This window comes from Bradyrhizobium sp. LHD-71, from assembly GCF_031157255.1.
Classification (GTDB): domain Bacteria; phylum Pseudomonadota; class Alphaproteobacteria; order Rhizobiales; family Xanthobacteraceae; genus P52-10.
Map to the genome: position 1 here is coordinate 25,627 of NZ_JAVIFX010000013.1, position 14,026 is coordinate 39,652.

The following is a 14,026-nucleotide window of genomic DNA, read 5'->3' on the forward strand; positions in this document are numbered from 1 at the left end:
ACTGGAGTGTGAGCCGTTCAGTGCGACACCCATCGCTTCCCAAGTGAGGTCGATGTTAGTGCAGCAGGCGTCTGTGTGCCAGCGCCTGGGTGACTGCTGCGCTGCGCTCAGACATTGCGGTGCGCAATCATCCGCTGTGTTCTTCTCGACCGATCTGGGCAATAATTCGTGCACTCACGCCACACCGTCGGCAGTTCGATCACGGCTCTTCGCTGACCGATCGGTGCGATACAGGAAGCTGCGGCAGATGATGGAAGGCCACACATGACCGACGCAGAAGCTGGACGTTCACGTGATTTCCTGGGCTACGGTCGCCAGCCGCCGGATCCGCACTGGCCGAATGGTGCGCATGTCGCCGTCAATTTCGTGATCAACTACGAGGAAGGCGGCGAGTATTCCGTACCGGACGGTGATCCCGCTTCCGAGGCCGGGCTTACAGAGGGCGCGACCGCCGCCGTTGCGGGCCGTGATCTGGCGGCCGAGAGCATGTTCATGTACGGGAGCCGGGCGGGTTTTGGCGACTGCATCGGATGTTCACCAAGCGAAACGCTCCTTGCACCGTGTTTGGCGTCGCCCGTGCTCTGGAGCGCAACCCTGAAGCGGCGGCAGCGATCCGCGAAGCGGGATGGGATGTCGCGTGTCACGGGCTGCGGTGGGAGATGCACACAAATCTCACCCCTGAAGCGGAACGCGATCACATTCGTCTTGCGACAGAGATCATCACCAAATGTATGGGGAGCCGCCCGGAAGGCTGGTACACGCGGTATGCTCCGTCTCTTTTCACGCGAGCGCTTTTGCTGGACGCAGGATATTCCTACGACAGTGACGCTTACGACGACGAACTTCCTTACTGGGTGAAGGTCGGATCGCGCGATCAGCTTGTGATTCCCTATTCGCTTGTGCACAACGACGTACGCTTCAGCCGGCAAGGCATCACCACCGGTGCCGATTACTTCGATTACGTAAAGAACGCCGTGCAATGCGTGATCGACGAAGATCCGCCGCGGATGCTCAGCTTCGGACTTCACAACCGCATCATTGCTCATCCAGGGCGCGCGTATGGACTGGCAAAGGCTCTCGATTGGCTCGCAAGTCATCCCAAGGTGTGGATCGTGCGGCGCGTCGACCTGGCGGCGCATTGGCGCAAGTGGCACCCGCCACCCGGCGCGGTCATCTGATCGAAACCGGACGTAGTCACGGTCAGGACATCGTCCATGCCGCACTTGAGAAGGCGGAGATGAGGTTGTCGTGAACGACGGCCTCTATGGAGCGGATGTCTCTCATCGTCAGGGCCTCGAAAAGATAAATCTTGAGCTTATTCTTTTTGCGGCCCTCAGATATTCTGCAATCTTCGAGCATGATGCTACGACCCTCAAGGTTGAGGTGTGTGGCGAGAATGCCGAAGTTCAAATCTGACGCCGTCGGTTCAAGCAGACTGAGCACGGCCGCGCGCATCTCACGCCGTAGCCTCCTGAAAGCGGGACTACTGGTAGGAAGCTCGGCGCCCTTCATTTCCGTATGCAACTGCTGTGTGTCCGGCGCGTTCGCGGCGGAGTCCGTCACAAACGGGGTGACGACACTCGACCGGTCCATCAGTCCTGGCGAATACCACACCAAAGGCAAGCCCTACCGCGTGCTGGCACGAGAGGCTGGTTGGCCGATTGTCGTGCGCGAGGATCTGATGGCGGCCGGGGCTGATCGAGAAGGCCGGCGTCGCGCCTTGGTCTCCTTCGCCCATTTGACCGACCTCCATGTGATCGATGCTGCGTCGCCATCACACGCCTCATTCCTTCGGCAGTACAGAGGATCCATTGCCGGCGCTCCGCTGTCGAACGCGTCGCGTCCACAGGACACGCTCACCGTCCATGTCCTTGACGCAATGGTCCGGCGCATCAACGCCATCGGGAAAGGCCCCGTCTCCGGGCGTCCATTCGACTTCGCTATCTCCACTGGAGATAACGCGGACAGTCGCAGTACCCACGAACTTGAGGCGGTCATCGACGTTCTGAATGGAAAGAAAACGACCTTCAACGCTGCCGGCGGCCTCTACATGGGGTTGCAGGATATGACGCCGGGAGAAGGCGACGCCTACGATGCCTTTTGGCACCCCGAGCCAGTGAAGGGCGGCCAGAAAGAGGACCTTTGGAAGCGGGCGTACGGCTATCCGTCGCTGGAAGGGTTCATCGAGGCCGTCAGCGCTCCGATTCAGACGCAAGGGCTTGCTTTGCGTTGGTATAGCGGCTTCGGTAATCACGATATCTTGGACGAGGGCGTCATTCCAGCAGGCGTGGGTGCCGCGCGGCTGTTGGAGGCGCTTGCCACCGGCAATCGGCTTCCCACCGGCCTGCCCAAGGGCATGGACGTGCAAAGCTTCCTCGGCGAACTCATGACGGCAGACGACAGGGCATTGATGGCCCTGATTGACACCATGCCGATGCGGACCATCACCCCGTCCTCGAAAAGAAAGCCGTTCACTCGCGCGGATTTCGTCCGCCTTCATCTCGAGCAAGAGGGTCCGAAAGGACCGGCTGGACATGGTTTCTCGCAAGCGAACCTCGCCCAACAGACCGCGTATTACCGCTTCCAGATGGCTGACGGGGTGGTTGGCATCATGCTGGACAGCACCAATCCAAATGGCGGCGCCGACGGCTCGCTCGATCCTGCTCAGGCTGCCTGGCTAACCAAGCAGCTCGAAAGCGTTCATTCGCGCTATCTTACCGAGAAAGGGTCATCTGCCGAGACTGGGCGGCGCGACCAACTCGTGGTCCTGTTTTGTCATCATAATTCGAGGACCTTTGATAACCTGACCAAGGCTCATGGGGAGACGAAGAGCGACCGCATCGGCTCGGACGATTTTCTCGCATTGCTCGCACGCTTCCCAAACGTCGTGCTTTGGGTGAACGGGCACACACATTGCAACCGCGTCTGGTCGCATCCGGCCAAGGATGGGCGAGGCCACGGCCTCTGGGAAATAAACACAGCGTCGCATATCGACTATCCCCAACAAGCCCGTACGATCGAGATCGTCGATAATGGTGACGAGACCTTATCGATATTTGCCGTGATGATCGATCATTCCGATCCCGAAGCCATCAAACGCACCGGTCTTCAGAATCGTGCCTCTCTGGCGGCGCTCAGCCTGGAAGCGGCGGTGAACGATCCGGCGCTCGACCGGCCCTACAGGCTCGGCCTGCCGGAAGATCTGAATGTGGAACTGCTCATACGCAAACCCTTCGCATAGTCTGCTGAGGTTGCGGCCTCGCCGCACCGCGGACGAAAGCGCACGCCCTTAATCTACGGACCGATCCGCAATCAGCCCTGGTAGCCCAGGTGAGCCTCGGATACTCGCGGTGACGCTGTGGGTTAGAGCATCGCCGCGGCTCTGGCGAAAACGCGCTTATCCGTTTCGGCAGACGGCCGCACCCGCGGCCAAATGAAGCGGAGATGCGACGTTTCTCTCACGTGCTTGTGATGCCGAGGGGTTTGTCCCGTCGCCGGCTTCGCATGAAACAGATGCTACCTTCCGCCGTCGTCGTTCCGCGCTTTCAGGCTCATGCTCTTAAACAACCTCAACCGAATCCTGGCCCTGGTTCTGTGCGTTGTCGGCTTCGCGTGCTCATCCGCGCGGGCGCAAAACCCGGCTGATCTCGTCAAGGTCGAACTGCTGGCCGAGCCGGACGCGATCGTGCCGGGCGAGCCATTCACCGTTGGCATCAAGCTGTCGATGAAGGAGCATTGGCATACGTACTGGCAAAATCCGGGCGACTCCGGAGAGCCGACGCAGGCGACGTGGAAACTGCCGCCGGGCTTTACGGCCGGCGATCTTGAATGGCCGGCACCGTCGCTCATCCGCGTCGGGCCGGCTGCGAACTTCGGCTACGAAGGCCATACGATCCTCCTTGCACGCGTCACGCCTCCGCGCGATGTGAGGCCGGGCACGACCGTCGATCTCGCCGCCGATGTCGCCTATCTCGTCTGCGAGAAAATTTGCATTCCCGGCGAAGCATCTGTCTCCCTTTCGCTTCCCGTATCGGAGCAGGGCAGGCCACAACACACCAATGCGCTGTTCGACGCGGCGCGCAGCCAGCTTCCGCAGCCATCGCCATGGAGCGCGGCCTTCGGCTCTGATACCAAGGCGATCACGCTGTTCCTGCGCGCGCAGGATTTGCGCGGCGATGCCATCCGCTCGGCGACGTTCTTTCCGTATGACAACACGCTGATCGACAATGCCGCCCCCCAGGTCTTGCAGGCGGACGGCGAGACCACGCGTCTGTCGATCGAACGCAGCCAGATTGCGAAGTCGATCCCGCAGCGCATCGATGGCGTGCTGGTGCTGGAGGAGGATGTCGGCGGCAAACTCGCCCGGCATGCTTTTGCGATTCAAGCTGCGCCATCTGCCGCGCTTGCGGCCGGCGAGGGCGGTCTGACCATCCTTTATGCCGTGATATCCGCACTGATCGCGGGCGTCATCCTGAACCTCATGCCCTGCGTATTTCCGGTGCTGTCGATAAAGATTTTGCATCTGACGCAACATGAAGCGGAGACGCCGCGCCGCGTACGACTGCACGGGGTAGCCTATGCGTTCGGAATACTCGCCTGCTTCACCATACTGGCCGGTGTGCTCCATGCGCTGCGCTCCGGCGGCGCCGAAATCGGCTGGGGCTTCCAGCTGCAATCGCCGCTCGTGGTTGCGTCCCTGGCGTTCATCCTGTTCGCGCTCGGACTGAGTCTCTCCGGAATCCTGACCATCGGCACGTCGCTGACGCGCGTCGGCGGCAGCCGCCTGCTGCAGCAGGGTGGCTTGTCGGGATCGTTTTTTGCCGGCGTGTTGGCAACGGTGGTGGCGACGCCCTGCACGGCGCCGTTCATGGGCGCGTCGATCGGCTTTGCGCTTACTCAGCCGTTTCAAGTCGGACTTGCCGTCTTTCTGGCGCTAGGGCTTGGACTTGCGCTGCCGTTTCTGGTGCTCGCTTTCATGCCGGGCCTGCAGCGGCTGCTGCCGCGGCCGGGACCGTGGATGGAAACGTTGAAGCAGTTCCTCGCCTTTCCGCTCTACGCAACGGTCGCCTGGCTGGTCTGGGTGCTCAGTTTTCAGGTCGGCGCGTCCGGCTTACTTGCCGCACTGGCATCCCTGGTGCTGATCGCCTTCGGCGCATGGGCCTATGGTCTGTCGCAGGGGCAGAGCAATGTGTCAGCTCGCGCCCTGCGAGGCATGGCCGCTGTCTCGGTTGTCGGCGTCGTGGCGCTGGCAATCGTGATCGATCTCAATCGACCGACTGAGACGACCGCGCAGGGGGCCTCGCCGCAGGTCAGTTCCGAGGCCTTCAGTCAGCAGAAGCTCGATGCGCTTCTTGCCTCCAGGCAGCCCGTGTTCGTCAACCTGACGGCGGCATGGTGCATCACCTGCCTCGTCAACGAGCGCACCGCCCTGTCGACAGGCGCCGTGCGCGAGGCATTTGCCGGCAAGCAAGTTACATATCTGAAGGGAGACTGGACCAACCGGAATCCGGAGATCACACGTCTTCTTGAAAAGTTCGGCCGGAGCGGTGTGCCGCTGTATGTGCTATATCGCGACGGTCGCGAGCCCGTAGTGTTGCCGCAGATCCTGACACCGTCCCTCGTGCTGGATGCGCTCGAGCAAATCTGAATTGCGTTACACTGGAAAATGGAGACAGCAATGAATAGACGCGCGTTTGCAACGATGTTTGCTTCCTCCGCGGCCGTTCTGCTTCTGGCCACGGGCCTGTCGCATGCGGAAGTGAAGGTCGGCACGCCGGCTCCCGCATTCTCGGCGGTGAACAGCGAGGGCAAGACGGTCAATCTCAACGACTACCGCGGCAAGACGGTCGTGCTCGAGTGGACCAACGATGGCTGTCCGTATGTCCGCAAGCATTATGGCAGCGGCAACATGCAGGCGCTGCAGAAGAAGTGGACCGATCAGGGCATCGTCTGGCTGTCCGTCATCTCGTCGCCGCCCGGCGAACAGGGCTTTGCGGACGGGGCGCGGGCCAATTCTCTGACCACTGAACGCAAGGCGATGCCGACCGCGGTGTTGCTCGATCCGAAGCAGCAGGTTGCGAAGGCTTTTGGCGCGACCTCCACGCCACACATGTACGTCATCAAGCCGGACGGCACGCTCGCCTATGCCGGCGCCATCGACGACAAGCCGACGTCGCGCCCTTCGGACATCACGGGTGCGAAGAACTACGTCGATGAAGCACTTGCCGAATTGAAGGCCGGCAAACCAGTCACCAATCCCGCGACGCGCGCCTATGGTTGTGTGGTGAAATACTCATCGTAGGGCTTCAACACGCGGCCTCTTTCCCAAGCGCTGTAAAGACGGATCGAAAAACCGGGCCGGAATACGTATCCCGGTTTATCGATCCCAGAAAGGTGGCTGTCCGACTTTTGCTTTCAGGTACTCCATGAAGGTTTTCACGCGCTGGGGCGTCAGTGTCGGGTTGGGGATGTACATCGCGAAGTAGGAATCCTGCACCGAGAAGCCCGTCAGGATCTCGACAAGTCGACCCCGCTTCAACTCCCGCTCCGCCGCGAACGTGCCGAGCATGACGATGCCGAGTCCTTTGACGGCGGAGTCAACCAGGACCGAAATGTTATCGGAAATCAGTGGGCCGGAGACGCGAACCTCGTCGATCCGCCCTTTCTCCTGATAGCGCCAAAGGTCCGTTTTCTGCATCACGGTCGCGATCAGGCAGCTATGGTTCGCAAGCTCTCGCGGATGGTCAGGCGCGCCATGCGTCTTCAAATATCCCGGCGACGCGCAGAAGGTGCGCCGGTTGGGAGCGAGGATCTGTCCATTTCGGCCAGCATGCTTGCCTCGGATGATGCGGATCGAGAGATCGAAACCTTCCTCGATGAAATTCACTGTTCGCGCTGATAGCAGGAGCTCCAACTCGACGCGCGGGTGGGTCCGCACGAACTCGGGCAGCAGCGGCGAGATGTGGCGCTCGCCGAATACAACAGGCGCAGCAATGCGGATGCGGCCGGTTTCCCGTGTCGTCTGATCGCGGACCGACTGCTCGGCTCGCTCAATCTGCTCGAGCAAAGTCAGGCAGTGCTGGTACAGTACCTTGCCGGCTTCGGTCACCGTCACGCGCCGCGTGGTGCGGTTCAGCAAGCGGGCCTTCGCCCTCGACTCGAGCTCGGTCAGCTTCTTGCTGACGGTTGACGACGTCACGCCCAGCCGATGCGCGGTCCGTGCCAGACTGCTTGTCTCGACGACAGACGCAAACATTTCAACGGACCGGAAGTCTTCCAGCAGATAGCCGATCTTTTCTCTCATGTCCGTATTCGCTGAGTTCTTTCCAAACCGGAAAGAGTATCATTCATTGGCCATCCATTGTGCAAGAGTGGACGCGGACCTAAGGTCAGAAGTGAGGGGCGCGATCGGCGCCTGAAAAAAGAACTAGCTGGCGATGAAACTGGCAACATACTGGCGCGATGGGAGTGAGCGTTTCGGTGCGCTCGTGGGGGAGGGGGTCGTTGAGCTCAGCAGCGACCGCTTTCCAAGCTTGCGGGACGCGCTCGCCGCGAACGCGCTCGACGAGCTCCGGGACCGGGCGACAAGCGGCATGCTCATATCAGCCACGCGACTGGCGTGGCGAAAGCCGATCGCAGATCCTGCCAAGATCGTTTGCGTCGGCCTGAACTACAAGGATCACGCGGCCGAGGCTGCCGCGGAGCTGCCGGCGAAGCCGTCGCTGTTCGTGCGGTTCAACGATGCGCAAGTCGCACATGAAGAGGATATCGTTCGACCGGCGGCCTCTCGCCAATTCGACTTCGAAGGGGAGCTCGCGGTGATCATCGGGCGCGAGGCGCGTCATGTCGCTGCAGAACGCGCGCTCGAATATGTGGCTGGCTACAGCTGCTTTGCAGAGAATTCGCTGAGAGATTTCCAGGGACACTCTCGGCAGGCCACGGCCGGCAAGAATTTCGAGAAGAGCGGAGCGTTCGGGCCGTGCCTTGTCACGGCCGATGAGATCCCTGATCCGTCGAAGCTGATCCTTGCGACGCGCCTCAACGGCATGGAGGTCCAGCATGCGAGCACGGCAGATCTTATCTTCCCGGTGCCGTTCCTGATCTCTTACATCAGCTCGTTTACCCGTCTTCTTGCGGGTGATGTCATCGCGACGGGCACTCCCAAAGGTGTGGGCTCCGCGCGACGGCCTCAACTGTGGATGAAACCGGGCGACGTCCTGGAAGTGGAGGTCTCCGGCATCGGCGTGTTGCGCAATCGCGTCGTGGACGAAGTCGCGGAGGCGGCATGACGGAGAAGACAATCTATCTCACGGAGGCCGACGTCGCCGCGTTGGTCGATCTCAATGAGGCGATCGACGCCTTGCACGCGGCGCTCGTGCTCGAGGCTCGCAGCGAGACGCTCAATATCCCGAAATCGCTGGGTCTGTTCGGCGCAGGCGGCTCGCTGCATTCGCTGGGCTCGGCATTTCCGGGGCGCGGTCTGGGCGGCTTCAAGACCTGGGCGAACACCGGCACGGCCGGGGTTGCGATGATGGTCGTCTTTGATCTCGCGAGCGCCAGAGTCGTCGCGATCCTGGAAGCAGGAGTGCTCGGGCAGCTGCGCACCGCCGCCATATCGGGCGCGGCGACACGCGCACTGGCAGTTTCGATGGCTTCCGAGATGGCGCTGATCGGAACTGGCCGTCAGGCGATGATGCAGCTTGCTGCGGTTGCCGCAGTCCGCCCTCTGCAACGCGTGCGCGTGTTCAGTCCGACGCCGGAAAAGCGGCGCGCTTTCGTCGATCAAGCCCGCGAGGCGTTTCCCTTTGCCGTCGAAGAAAGCGGCAGCGCTTGCGCTGCGGTCGACGGAGCGGACATCGTCACGCTCGTCACACGGGCGCGCGAGCCGTTTCTCGCAGGCGAGATGCTCGCGCCCGGCGCTCACCTCAATGCCGTCGGCGCCATCCTGCCGAAGAATGCCGAGTTCTCGCAGGACGTCTTCGACGCAGCCGAGCTGATTTGCGTCGACAGCATCGCGGGCGTCCAGGAGAATTCCAGCGAGTTCAGAGGCTGGCTGGACGCGGATCCGCAGAGGGCTGACGGCATTGTGCCGCTGAGCGAAGTGCTCGCGTCAGGATCGTCACGGCGCGGAGGCGTCACGCTTTTCAAGGCCATGGGCATGGGCATTTCCGACCTCGCGGTGGCGCAGCTCGCCATCGAGCGCGCGCACCAGCGCGGGATCGGTATGCCGATGCCGGATCACAAGAGATCGAGCGTTCGCTGGCGCGTGCTCGAGACTGCACAAGACGCGACGGGAGGAGCACAACATGTCTGAACGCGACGCTGAACTTCTGGACGTAAGCGGACACAAGCCGGAAGGACCAGCTTTCTGGCACCCTTTGAAGGTCGCGAAAGAAGTCATCGAGCGCGAGATTCAGCGTCTGTCCGACGCGCCGCGGCCCGAGGATGGCCGTCGGTCGAGCCTCATCGTACATCCCTGCTCGAAGGCGCCGGGGCTTGGACTTGCGCCGGGCATCGACGTGACCATCAACGTCCTCAACCCGGGGGAAAGCACGCGCCCGATCCGCAGAAATTCAAACCAGGTCGAAATCTGCATTCGCGGAGCGGGTCGCGTGACCGTCGGCGAGCAGAAGCTCCGACTCGAGCAATGGGACGTCTGCAATATCCCTTCCATGCGAGCATACTTCCACACCAACGACGGCGACGATGTCTGGGTTCGACTGACCTATTCCAATGCGCCGTTGCTGGCGAAGCTCGGCATTCACTATAGCGAAGAGAACCCGGTCGAGCACGACCGGAAGAAGGGAGCGGGCGCGAACGTCGAACAGTCGCAACGCTATGTCCGGGACACGGCGCCTGACGTTCCCATTTTGGAATCAGGTGCGCGGTTGCGCGGATACGAATTCCTGACCGACATCGAGGTGGTGGAGAACAAGGCGTACGTCTGGCCGTTCGAGCTGGTATCGCCCTATCTCGCAACCCGGCCCGGCGACAACAAGCGCGGCATCATGCTCTTCTACAATCCCGCGACCGAGCGCCGGAACGGAACGACGCACAGCTTTTTCACTACCATTTCGTCCACGCCGCCGGGCATGCAGCCGCGACCGATCGGACCCGGCCATCGGCATTCCTCGGTCGCGATCAACTATCACTACAAAGGCAGCGGCAAGAGCATTGTCGGCGATCACATCATCGAGTGGCAGGCCGGCGATCTGCTGCTCTCGGCGCCCGGATGGATGGAGCACGCGCACTATTTCGGTCCTGAGGGAGCGGGTGCTTTCACGGTCCAGGACCATCCGTTGCAGATCGGGATGGAGTCGCTGATCTGGCAGGAACGGATGGACGGTCCGATCCTGACGCTCGGCTCCGACGCCGGCCAGGTGGGATATGTGGGGCCGCGCGTGGCAGGCCAGTAGCGCGGAGCGGGAAGATGTCCTCATCCGACACCGATATCCGCCAGGCGTGTACTGACGTGGCGAACCGTTTTTTTCGCTGCCTCGACCGCCGGCAATACGATGAGATCGCGGCTCTGTTTGCATCCGACGGAGCGTGGATCAGGCAGGGAGTGGAGTTCCGCGGCGGCGCCGCAATTGTCGCGGCGCTGGCGCAACGCCCGGCGGATCTCGCCACCCGGCATCTGATGTCGAATGTCTGGGTCGACATCCTGACACAGGACACAGCGCACGTTCATTACGACGTCTCGGTCTATACGCAGAGCGGAACGAGCCCACCGCGGCACGCGCAGATCCTGTGCGGCATAGATTGGCTGAGGCGGGTCGGCGACGCATGGCGGATCAGTCGAAAGGAAGCGCAGCCGGCGCTGATCTTTGCGGTCCCGGCCTGACGTTCCCTGAACACGGTAAAATCGGAAGTGCGGCGGCAGCGCGCCAGCTCCAGGCGATCGCGTGAGAGAGCGTGTCGCGACTGTTTCGGTCTTTCGGAGGGGAGGGAAACATGTTCAAGGTTGGTGCAGCGATCGGATTGCTGGCGATCGCGCTATCGGGCGCCGCCGCTGAGGCCCAGAACTGGCCAGACAAGCCAGTGAAGCTGATTGTCATGGGAGCGGCCGGAGGCTCTCCGGACGTCGCAGCACGCGTCATCTCGGACCGGCTAGGCAAAATTGGCAACCTGCGGTTCGTCGTCGAGAACAAGGTCGGCGCGGGCGGTATCACCGGCTGGACGGACCTGAAGCGCAGCGCTCCCGACGGATACACGTTCGGCTTGATCGCGGCGTCCGCGTACTCCTTGACGCCGCACCTGTTCAAGGATCTGTCCTTCGACGTCGACCGCGACTTCGTTCCCACTGCGTTCGTCGGCACGACGCCGATCGTGGTGGCGGTCAAGAAGGAAAGCGCGTTTCGGAGTCTGGAAGACCTTTTGAGCCTGTCGCGACAAAGTGGCGGGAAAACCGCAGTTGCCACGCCGCCGGTCAACTCCCTCGCCCACCTGTTGGCGGAGCTCGCCAACGCCCGCACAGAGGCAAAACTCAATCTCGTGCCGTTCTCCACGGCGCCCGCGGGCATTGCTGCGATCCTTGGCGGCGACGTGGTCGGCATGGTCGACGGCTATCCTTCTTTCGAAGGCATGCTGCGCAGCGGCGACGTCCGTCTGCTGGCCAGCTTCTCGACGGAGCGAATGGCAAACAACAAGACCCTCCCGACCGTCAACGAGACCATCAAAGGCCTCGAAGCGACCGGCTGGTTTGCGATCTTCGCGCCGAAAGGCACCTCACCCGAAATTCTCGAGAAGGTTCGCGCGGCGGTCAACGAGGCGCTGGACGCGCCAGAGGTTTCGAGCCGCATGCTTGGGCTGAGCATTTTTCCCGAGAAGATGACCGGAGAAGAGCTGACCGCTTTCTTGAAAAAGGAGCAAGCCTTCTGGTCGAATGCCGTAAAGGCCGCGGGAGTCGTGCCGCAGTAATTTTACCGGTGCTGGCAATCGTTCTGCTGAGTGAAATGGCTGGCCGATCCTGCGGGACCACGCCTTCTGCGAGCTGAGCTGTTCGACGTCTTATTGAAACAGAGACGGGCGAGCAGACAATCGCGGCCCGGCCGACAATCTGGACATTGAGACCTCGCCGAGAAGCTCCTAAGCTTCGAGGGCCTCGCTTGCTGTGATCAATATCACGCAGGTTCAGCAGGCCGATGCAGTCCACCAAATACAATTTTGCCGCGCAGCGCCGGCTAGTACATTTGAAGAACAACACCAATGAGGGACGGTCTCTATTCCATACGTATTCAGATGTACGACGGCGGTAAGGGCACGGCCTCCGGCATAATCGTGCTGCGCCAAGGATCGCTGATCGGCGGAGACAACTATTTCTACTACACTGGCACCTACGTCGTCGTTCCACAGAAGCGCAGTTGGCGTGGAGAGTTGGTCACGCATCAACATACCGAAGCAGCGGGCTTGAGCCTTTTGTTCGGCGGCCGCGACGTCGGTTGCGGATTTACCGGCGTGTACGCAGACGACGGCTCCGCCAACGTGCAAGGCACCGCTCTCGTCGGGAGAGCAAGCGTTCAGTTCAAAGCTCAGTTGCGTCTTGAGTTTGAAACCTGAAGCGAGCGAAATTGTGCGTCGACACGAGCACCAACAGGATCAAGTGGCGAGCTCGCTGCTTCGTTATCGCTCTCCAAATCGTCTGGTTGCATCGAGCGCGAGGCCCGTGGCAACGCTTCCAAACGCATCGCCTGCGACGAGGCGGGCATTGGGCACGGCGGCGGCGATGGCTTTCCGCACGGAAGGCATGCGGGTGGCCCCGCCGGTGAGGAACACGGCCGCCACCTTGTCCGGCATTAGACCAGCCATCTGCAACACGTTATCGATCCGGGACCGGATGCGCTGGAGGTTGTCGGCGACGGCTGCCTCGAGTTTTGCCCGGTTGATCTCCAGATTGATATCGGCGACGTCGTCAAGATCGAGCGTGGCCCGCTCAGCGCTGGACAATTCAATCTTCGCAGCTTCGATGGCCGCCAGCAACTCGTGGCCTTTGCACTGTTCGAGCACGCGCAGCAGCCGTCCGACCTTTTCGGGCTCCGCGGAATCCCGCACGACGCCTCGCACTTCGGCCAGTATTTTCGGATCGTAGAGAAAGCCGATCTTGTGCCAGGTCGCGAGGTCGACAAAATACCACGATGGCGCATCCAGTCCCTTGCGACGAAGACGACTGCGAAGGCCCAGGGCGGGCATCACAGTCGCCAGTCCCAGTTGCTTGTCGAAATCCGTGCCGCCGATGTGCACGCCGGTGAATCCAAGGATATCCTGACGTCTGTCGCTTGACCGGGCACGCTCGGGAGAAACCCGCACCACGGAGAAGTCCGAGGTGCCACCACCGATGTCCGCGACAAGCGCGATCTCCTCGCCATTGACGCTCTGCTCATAGTCGAGGGCGGCTGCAATCGGCTCGAACTGGAAGGCGATCCGTTCGAAGCCGGCGGTCCGCGCAGCCGTCTCGAGCTGCCGCTGCGCGGCAGCATCGGCGTCGGGGTCGTCATCCACAAAGAATGCCGGACGGCCAAGCACCACGCTCGTCGGTGGCGTGCCAAGATCTTCGCTGGCCGCTGTACGCAGGAAGCGGAGGAACGCAGCGATGATATCGCCGAACGCATAGCGCTTCAGCCTAACCTGCGTTGTCTGCTCAAAAAGATGAGTGCCGAGCACGCTCTTGATGGCGCGCAGATAGCGACCTGGATCGCGCGCGAAATAGCGTTCGAGCGCTTCGTGGCCGAACGTCATCGAATTGTCGTCGAAGCTGACGAACAAGGCCGTCGGCACAGACGTTGCGCCGCCTTGGATAGGCAACAGGCGAGGGCCCTCCGCGTTACAGGCGGCAATGGAGGAGTTCGACGTGCCAAAATCGATCCCGCACGCAAGTGTCATGCGATCTGCTCCGGGTCATCGTATTGAAGGAGCCGCGACTATCGACAGACTTGGTCCCTTGACAAGTCTGCAATTTTTCCTCAGACGGTGGTGCATCCAGCAAATTGAGAGAAGATGACAGGCCGGACGTGGCGGGCCGCCGGCGAGG

At 61.6% G+C, this 14,026-nt stretch carries 13 protein-coding genes; 10 read left to right on the forward strand and 3 right to left on the reverse strand.

The genetic code is table 11. The features are described from left to right. The first annotated feature begins 530 nt into the window (after nucleotides 1–530). The gene (locus tag RCO31_RS15625; RefSeq protein ID WP_308969335.1) at nucleotides 531–1,178 is read left to right on the forward strand and encodes a polysaccharide deacetylase family protein; all 648 of its coding nucleotides are present in this window, start codon (nucleotides 531–533) and stop codon (nucleotides 1,176–1,178) included. Between the two features lie 22 nt (nucleotides 1,179–1,200). Here RCO31_RS15625 and RCO31_RS15630 read toward each other — a convergent pair whose 3' ends face one another. After that, the gene (locus RCO31_RS15630; protein ID WP_308969336.1) at nucleotides 1,201–1,455 is read right to left on the reverse strand and encodes a hypothetical protein; all 255 of its coding nucleotides are present in this window, start codon (nucleotides 1,453–1,455) and stop codon (nucleotides 1,201–1,203) included. Nucleotides 1,456–1,570: 115 nt separating this feature from the next. Here RCO31_RS15630 and RCO31_RS15635 point away from each other — a divergent pair, with 115 nt between their 5' ends. From RCO31_RS15635 to RCO31_RS15645, 3 genes are all read left to right on the forward strand, one after another. After that, nucleotides 1,571–3,241 (forward strand): TIGR03767 family metallophosphoesterase, encoded by a 1,671-nt coding sequence (locus RCO31_RS15635; protein WP_308969337.1) that lies wholly within the window; start codon nucleotides 1,571–1,573, stop codon nucleotides 3,239–3,241. A 312-nt stretch (nucleotides 3,242–3,553) separates the two neighbouring features. Further along, nucleotides 3,554–5,647 (forward strand): protein-disulfide reductase DsbD domain-containing protein, encoded by a 2,094-nt coding sequence (locus RCO31_RS15640; protein WP_308969338.1) that lies wholly within the window; start codon nucleotides 3,554–3,556, stop codon nucleotides 5,645–5,647. A gap of 30 nt (nucleotides 5,648–5,677) precedes the next feature. Beyond that, nucleotides 5,678–6,301: a thioredoxin family protein gene (locus tag RCO31_RS15645; protein ID WP_308969339.1), complete on the forward strand. Its 624-nt coding sequence runs from the start codon at nucleotides 5,678–5,680 to the stop codon at nucleotides 6,299–6,301. Between the two features lie 75 nt (nucleotides 6,302–6,376). Here RCO31_RS15645 and RCO31_RS15650 read toward each other — a convergent pair whose 3' ends face one another. After that, the gene (locus tag RCO31_RS15650) at nucleotides 6,377–7,303 is read right to left on the reverse strand and encodes a LysR substrate-binding domain-containing protein (protein ID WP_308969340.1); all 927 of its coding nucleotides are present in this window, start codon (nucleotides 7,301–7,303) and stop codon (nucleotides 6,377–6,379) included. 133 nt (nucleotides 7,304–7,436) lie between these two features. On the opposite strand from RCO31_RS15650, the gene RCO31_RS15655 reads away from it, so the two are divergent. The 6 genes from RCO31_RS15655 to RCO31_RS15680 all read left to right on the forward strand — a co-directional run bounded on the left by RCO31_RS15655 (nucleotide 7,437) and on the right by RCO31_RS15680 (nucleotide 12,558). Continuing rightward, nucleotides 7,437–8,288 carry a fumarylacetoacetate hydrolase family protein gene (locus RCO31_RS15655; protein ID WP_308969341.1) on the forward strand — a complete coding sequence of 284 codons (852 nt, stop codon included), beginning with the start codon at nucleotides 7,437–7,439 and terminating at the stop codon, nucleotides 8,286–8,288. After that, nucleotides 8,285–9,313: an ornithine cyclodeaminase family protein gene (locus tag RCO31_RS15660; RefSeq protein ID WP_308969342.1), complete on the forward strand. Its 1,029-nt coding sequence runs from the start codon at nucleotides 8,285–8,287 to the stop codon at nucleotides 9,311–9,313. The genes RCO31_RS15655 and RCO31_RS15660 overlap by 4 nt, the downstream gene beginning before the upstream one ends. Further along, a complete protein-coding gene (locus tag RCO31_RS15665; RefSeq protein WP_308969343.1) occupies nucleotides 9,306–10,415 on the forward strand; it encodes a hypothetical protein in 1,110 nt (369 codons plus the stop codon). Before RCO31_RS15660 ends, RCO31_RS15665 begins: the two co-directional genes overlap by 8 nt. A gap of 14 nt (nucleotides 10,416–10,429) precedes the next feature. After that, complete coding sequence (locus RCO31_RS15670; RefSeq protein WP_308969344.1) at nucleotides 10,430–10,843, forward strand: nuclear transport factor 2 family protein; 414 nt, start codon at nucleotides 10,430–10,432, stop codon at nucleotides 10,841–10,843. A gap of 110 nt (nucleotides 10,844–10,953) precedes the next feature. Further along, nucleotides 10,954–11,919 (forward strand): tripartite tricarboxylate transporter substrate binding protein, encoded by a 966-nt coding sequence (locus tag RCO31_RS15675; RefSeq protein WP_308969345.1) that lies wholly within the window; start codon nucleotides 10,954–10,956, stop codon nucleotides 11,917–11,919. A gap of 288 nt (nucleotides 11,920–12,207) precedes the next feature. Then, entirely contained in the window at nucleotides 12,208–12,558 is a 351-nt protein-coding gene (locus RCO31_RS15680; protein ID WP_308969346.1) for a GrlR family regulatory protein, read from the forward strand. A gap of 63 nt (nucleotides 12,559–12,621) precedes the next feature. On the opposite strand, the gene RCO31_RS15685 is transcribed toward RCO31_RS15680, so the two are convergent. Further along, a complete protein-coding gene (locus RCO31_RS15685; protein ID WP_308969347.1) occupies nucleotides 12,622–13,878 on the reverse strand; it encodes an Hsp70 family protein in 1,257 nt (418 codons plus the stop codon). Between the last annotated feature and the right edge of the window lie 148 nt (nucleotides 13,879–14,026).

What these genes read in the sequence shown, in the direction of transcription:
- RCO31_RS15625 (WP_308969335.1), top strand. Translation starts at nt 531, where the DNA reads ATGTTCACCAAGCGAAACGCTCCTTGCACCGTGTTTGGCGTCGCCCGT.
- RCO31_RS15630 (WP_308969336.1), bottom strand. Translation starts at nt 1,455, where the DNA reads ATGCGCGCGGCCGTGCTCAGTCTGCTTGAACCGACGGCGTCAGATTTG.
- RCO31_RS15640 (WP_308969338.1), top strand. Translation starts at nt 3,554, where the DNA reads ATGCTCTTAAACAACCTCAACCGAATCCTGGCCCTGGTTCTGTGCGTT.
- RCO31_RS15645 (WP_308969339.1), top strand. Translation starts at nt 5,678, where the DNA reads ATGAATAGACGCGCGTTTGCAACGATGTTTGCTTCCTCCGCGGCCGTT.
- RCO31_RS15650 (WP_308969340.1), bottom strand. Translation starts at nt 7,303, where the DNA reads ATGAGAGAAAAGATCGGCTATCTGCTGGAAGACTTCCGGTCCGTTGAA.
- RCO31_RS15655 (WP_308969341.1), top strand. Translation starts at nt 7,437, where the DNA reads ATGAAACTGGCAACATACTGGCGCGATGGGAGTGAGCGTTTCGGTGCG.
- RCO31_RS15660 (WP_308969342.1), top strand. Translation starts at nt 8,285, where the DNA reads ATGACGGAGAAGACAATCTATCTCACGGAGGCCGACGTCGCCGCGTTG.
- RCO31_RS15665 (WP_308969343.1), top strand. Translation starts at nt 9,306, where the DNA reads ATGTCTGAACGCGACGCTGAACTTCTGGACGTAAGCGGACACAAGCCG.
- RCO31_RS15670 (WP_308969344.1), top strand. Translation starts at nt 10,430, where the DNA reads ATGTCCTCATCCGACACCGATATCCGCCAGGCGTGTACTGACGTGGCG.
- RCO31_RS15675 (WP_308969345.1), top strand. Translation starts at nt 10,954, where the DNA reads ATGTTCAAGGTTGGTGCAGCGATCGGATTGCTGGCGATCGCGCTATCG.
- RCO31_RS15680 (WP_308969346.1), top strand. Translation starts at nt 12,208, where the DNA reads ATGAGGGACGGTCTCTATTCCATACGTATTCAGATGTACGACGGCGGT.
- RCO31_RS15685 (WP_308969347.1), bottom strand. Translation starts at nt 13,878, where the DNA reads ATGACACTTGCGTGCGGGATCGATTTTGGCACGTCGAACTCCTCCATT.